4 protein-coding genes and 1 pseudogene are annotated in these 4,927 nt (G+C 68.5%); 4 read left to right on the forward strand and 1 reads right to left on the reverse strand.

Annotated features, from left to right (window positions below; translation table 11 throughout):
- The 4 genes and pseudogenes from AB1609_15475 to AB1609_15490 form a co-directional block, all read left to right on the forward strand.
- Positions 1 to 980, forward strand: a 980-nt coding sequence (locus AB1609_15475) for a DUF294 nucleotidyltransferase-like domain-containing protein (GenBank protein MEW6047854.1), incomplete at its 5' end; no start/stop codon positions are given.
- Positions 981 to 1,007: 27 nt separating this feature from the next.
- A complete protein-coding gene (locus AB1609_15480; GenBank protein MEW6047855.1) occupies positions 1,008 to 1,649 on the forward strand; it encodes a 3'-5' exonuclease in 642 nt (213 codons plus the stop codon).
- Between the two features lie 136 nt (positions 1,650 to 1,785).
- Entirely contained in the window at positions 1,786 to 3,249 is a 1,464-nt protein-coding gene (glnA, locus tag AB1609_15485; GenBank protein MEW6047856.1) for a type I glutamate--ammonia ligase, read from the forward strand.
- Between the two features lie 239 nt (positions 3,250 to 3,488).
- Positions 3,489 to 3,650: pseudogene (locus tag AB1609_15490) on the forward strand (hypothetical protein).
- A gap of 93 nt (positions 3,651 to 3,743) precedes the next feature.
- Here the strand turns inward: AB1609_15490 and AB1609_15495 are convergent.
- Positions 3,744 to 4,927 (reverse strand): site-specific integrase (locus AB1609_15495; protein ID MEW6047857.1); only part of this gene is annotated, 1,184 nt, incomplete at its 5' end.

The raw sequence follows: 4,927 nt of genomic DNA on the forward strand, positions 1-4,927 counted from the left end.
GGCTGGTGGATGCCGGGGTGTCGGCCATCGATCTGGCCCGGATCGCGGCGGAACTCAACGATGCCCTGGTGCGGCGCGTCCTGGCCCTCACCGAGGCCCGGCTGGCCGAGGAAGGCTACGGCGAACCGCCCGTCCCCTACTGCTGGCTGGCGCTGGGCAGCGAGGGCCGCCGGGAGCAAACCCTGAGGACCGACCAGGACAACGCCCTGGTTTACGTAACCGACTCCCTCGTGCCGCCCTGGGGTGCGGAAGTCTACTTCAAGCGCCTGGCCGAAAGGACGGTGCAGGGACTGGTCCGCTGCGGGGTTCCTCCCTGTCCGGCCGGCGTGATGGCCTCCAACCCGAAGTGGTGCCAGCCCGTCGACGTGTGGCGGGAGTACTTCTCCCGGTGGGTCCGGGAGTCTTCCGTCCAGGACCTCCTGTTGGCCTCCATCTTCTTCGACTTTCGGCCCGTGTGGGGTGAGTCCCGACTGGCCCATCAACTGCGCCGGCACCTGGGTGAACAGATCGCGTCGTGGCGGGCGTTCTTGCGGCTTTTGGCCTGGTCGGCGGTCTACTGGGTCCCGCCCCTGGGGGTGTTCGGCCGCATCGTGACGCCCCGGTGGGGGCCCGCCCGGGGCATGATCGACCTCAAGCCGCAGGGGATGCTGCCTCTGGTGGGCAGCGTCCGCGTTCACGCCCTGGATCTGGGGCTGCCGCATACCAACACGCTGGACCGGATCCGGGAGGCCAGCGCCGCCGATGGCCGCCTGGCCCCAGGCGAGGTCGAGGAACTGACGGCCGCCTACGAGACCATCACCCGGCTGCGGCTGCGCAGCCAGCTGGCCGACCTTCGTGCGGGTCGGGCACCCTCTGGCCCCATGCCGCTCCATGCCCTCAACCGGGCCGACCGAGCGGCCCTGCGCGAGGCGTTTGCCGCCATCCGGCGTCTGCAGGATGACCTTCGCAGCCGCTTCATGACCGACGTGCTGTTCGGATGAGGGGGGCGCAAGGGGGGTGACGGCCTGATGAGCCGGCAGTTGCCCCGCACCCGGTTCATAGCCCTGGATACTGAAGCGACCGGCCTGGATACCCGCCGGGACCTTCCGGTGGCCGTGGCCGCCGTGCCCTTCGTGGAAGGGCAGCCCCGCCCGGATCGGGGCTACTCGAGCCTCATCAACCCGGGCCGACCCATCCCTCGGGCCGCCCGGAGAGTGCATGGCATTACCGACGACCACGTCAAAGGTGCCCCCCCGCCGGATCAGGCCGTGCGCCGGCTGCTCTGCTGGTGGCCGGCCGAAACCTCCCTGGTGGGCTTTCACGTCCACTTCGACCTGACGCTGCTCGCCCGCATCGCCCGCCAAAGCGGGCTGGCCCCCCTGGCGCCCCCCGCCCTCGACGTGGCCGACCTGGCACGAGCCCTCTGGCCCCGCTGGGACGGGCTCACCCTGGAGGAATTGGCCGCTCGGCTGGAGGTTCCGGTGGAAGGACGCCACACCGCCGAGGGGGATGCCATCATGGCCGGGCGCATCTATCTCAAGCTGGTGCCCCACCTGCTGGCAGCCGGGATCGGCACCCTGGAGGATGCCGTGCGCGTCCAGCAGGCCTTGCGGGACAGCGCCCTGCGGATGTGGCCGGGCCTGGTCCACGGCATCCCCGGCCTGCCCTGATTCCGACGCAGACCGTGTCGCTACCTCGTGCTTGCCCCGCCTTGCGTTCTTTTACATGACGTTTACATGACACATAGATGACAACCTACCAACATTCTCATACAATACCGTCAAAGCTGGCGAGGGAGGCGAGCGAATGGAAGTTGTTGTCAACGGGCGCGCGACATCGGTCCTCCGGGCCGCGTCGCCCCGGGAACTGATCGAGCAGGCGAAGAGTCAAGGCGTCGTCATGGTGGACTTGAAGTTCGTGGACGTACCGGGCCAGTGGCAGCACTTCCACGTGCCCATCGACGAGCTGAGCGAAAAGAGCTTTACCGAAGGGTTCGGCTTCGACGGCTCCAGCATCCGGGGATTCCAGTCCATCAACGAAAGCGACATGCTCATCGTCCCCGACCCTTCGACGGCCTTCATCGACCCCTTTTACGAGCACCCAACCCTGAGCCTCATCTGCGAGGTGAAGGATCCCGATACGGGCCGCCCCTACGAGCGCGACCCGCGCTACATCGCCCGCAAGGCGGAACAGTACCTGCGTTCGGCGGGGATTGCGGAAGCCAGCTACTGGGGGCCTGAGGCCGAGTTCTTCATCCTCGACAGCGCCCGCTTCGACCAGAACCAGCACAGCGGCTACTACTTCATCGACTCGTTCGAGGGCTTCTGGAACTCGGGCCGGGACGGCGGGGCCCCGAACCCGGGCCACCGCCCGCGCTACAAGGAAGGCTACTTCCCCGTCCCGCCGGTCGACACCGTGTCGGACATCCGGGCCGAGATTGCCCTCACGCTCCAGAAGATCGGCGTCGACGTGGAGACCCACCACCACGAGGTGGCCACCGCCGGGCAGGCTGAGGTCGACCTTCGTTACGCCACGCTGACGGCCATGGCCGATCGGGTGATGCTTCTGAAGTACGTGGCCAAGAACGTGGCACGGCGCTACGGCAAGACTGTCACCTTCATGCCAAAGCCCCTCCACGGAGACAACGGTTCGGGCATGCACGTGCACCAGAGCCTGTGGATCGAGGGCCGCAACCTGTTCTACGACGCCGCCGGGTATGCGCAGATCAGCGAGCTTGCCCGCTATTACATCGGCGGCTTGCTGTTCCACGGGCGGGCGCTCGCGGCGTTCTGCAGCCCGAGCACCAACTCGTACAAGCGGCTCGTGCCGGGGTTCGAGGCCCCCGTCAACCTCGTCTACTCCAAGCGCAACCGCAGCGCCGCGGTGCGGATCCCTATGTATTTTCAAAACCCCGCGGCCAAGCGCATCGAGTATCGCCCGCCGGATCCCTCGGCGAACCCGTACCTGGCCTTCGCCGCCATGCTCATGGCGGGCCTGGACGGCATCCAGAACCGCATCGACCCCGGTGACCCGCTTGACCGGGATATCTACACCCTGAGCCCCGCCGAACTCCTCTCCATCCGATCGCTGCCGGGTTCGCTGGACGAGGCGCTGGACGCCCTGAGGGACGACTGCCAGTTCTTGTTCAAGGGCGGAGTCTTCACCAAGGACTTCGTGGACCTGTGGATCGACTACAAGCGCCAGCGCGAGTCGCTCGCGGTCAACACGCGGCCGCACCCGTGGGAGTTCGTGCTCTACTTCGACGTGTAAGCGTGACGCGTGCGCGTCGCGCAGCCCGCGTGCCCCCTCACACGCCGGGCTCCGGCCCGACCTGACCGGGCCGGAGCCCTCGTCTTTGCGAACCACCTCGCACCGCTTTCCCGTGACCGGCGTACCATGGACTGAACCGACGGTACGCTCAGGGATATGGGGCCGGAGCCATGTGCGGGATTGCGGGTTGGGTGGATTTCGGGCGCGACCTGTCGAGGTCGGCGCACCTCGTCGAACGCATGGGAGCCACGCTCGCCTGCCGGGGCCCGGACGACTGCGGGACGTGGGTTTCGCCCCACTGCGTGTTGGCGCACCGGCGGCTGGTGGTGGTGGATCCCACCGGAGGCGGGCAGCCCATGCTGCGCCGGCGCGGCGATAACCTCTACGTCGTGGTCTACAACGGCGAGTTGTGCACCTCTCTGCGTGGCCCCTGGATTCTGAAGGCCGGTGGCACCCCGGCCGGCACCTTACCGCCCCGGGCGTCGCGCCTTTTCCTATCCGCCGGGGGCTTCCCGGCGCAGGTACCGATCGATGGCCGCAAGCACGTCCCGGTGCTCCGTGCTCCAGACCCGCACATAGTACCGGAGGGTCGTGCGAATGTCGGCGTGGCCCAGGAGGGCCGCCGCCTTCTTGATGGGGACGTGGCCCTCGGCCAGCATGGTGGCGTAGGTGTGCCGCAGGTCGTGGAAGGTGAACTCCTCAGGCAGGCCCGCTAGGCGGCACACGCGCTTGAGGGCCGCATCGATGCGGGCCGTGTGGGCCCGCCGGCCCCAGGGGCTCAGAATGACGTAGGCGTCGCCCGGCACCGGCTCCCGTGCTGACCGCTCCTCCCGAAGGAGCCGGCCCAGGTCCTCAGGGACCGGCACGTCCCGCCGGGCCGCCCTGCTCTTGAGGGGTGCCGCGGTCAGGCCCTGGCCGGGTCTGTACACCAGTTGCTGGCGTACCCGGATCAGGCCTTGTTCCAGATCCACGTGGCCCCACTGCAGGCCCGTCACCTCGGCCACCCGCAGCCCCGTCTTCGCCCCGATCCAGATGGCCAGCCCGTAGTGCTCGCCGCGAGCTGTCTCCAGCAGGGCGCGCAGTTGTTCGGGGGTGAACGCCCGGGGCTCGCCTTCGTCACCTGCGGTGGGGGCAGCCATGCATTCCTTGAGCGGATTGAAGGAAATCAGCCTCTTCCTGACCGCGGCGGCCAGCGCCTGTCGCAGGACGCTGTGCGTCAACCGGCGGGTCCCGAGCGCCAGGCCCCGGTTGGCCAGGGCGATGTAGAAGGCGTCGAGGTCGTCGGCAGTCAGTTCGGTGAGGCGTTTCCACCCTATCTCGTCGAAGATGCGGCGTAGCGCCGCCGTATACGCCTCCACCGTGTTGACGCTGCGCTCTTTTCTCGCCATCCACCCCGAGAGCCACGCCCGCATCCAGTCACCCAGCGTGGCGAGGCTGGCGCCGGGGGAGGGCAGACGGTTTTCCAGAGCCGCAAGTCGCGCGTCTTGAAGCTTCCGGTGAAGCTCTTTCAGGGTACGGGCCCGGCGCCAAACCCTGCGGGGCCGCCCGCCGTTGCCTGCGGTCACATACCCGCGCCACCCCCCGTCGGGGAGCTGCCACCACGACCCGGAGCCCTTCGGCCGCCGGCTCACGGCTTCTCGCGGCCCCCACCCGGCCGGCCGGGGACACTCTCCAGAAG

Source organism: Bacillota bacterium (assembly GCA_040754675.1).
GTDB lineage: Bacteria > Bacillota > Limnochordia > Limnochordales > Geochordaceae > Geochorda.

Excerpts from the sequence above, each read along its gene's own strand:
- glnA (MEW6047856.1), top strand. The coding sequence starts at position 1,786 with ATGGAAGTTGTTGTCAACGGGCGCGCGACATCGGTCCTCCGGGCCGCG.
- AB1609_15480 (MEW6047855.1), top strand. The coding sequence starts at position 1,008 with ATGAGCCGGCAGTTGCCCCGCACCCGGTTCATAGCCCTGGATACTGAA.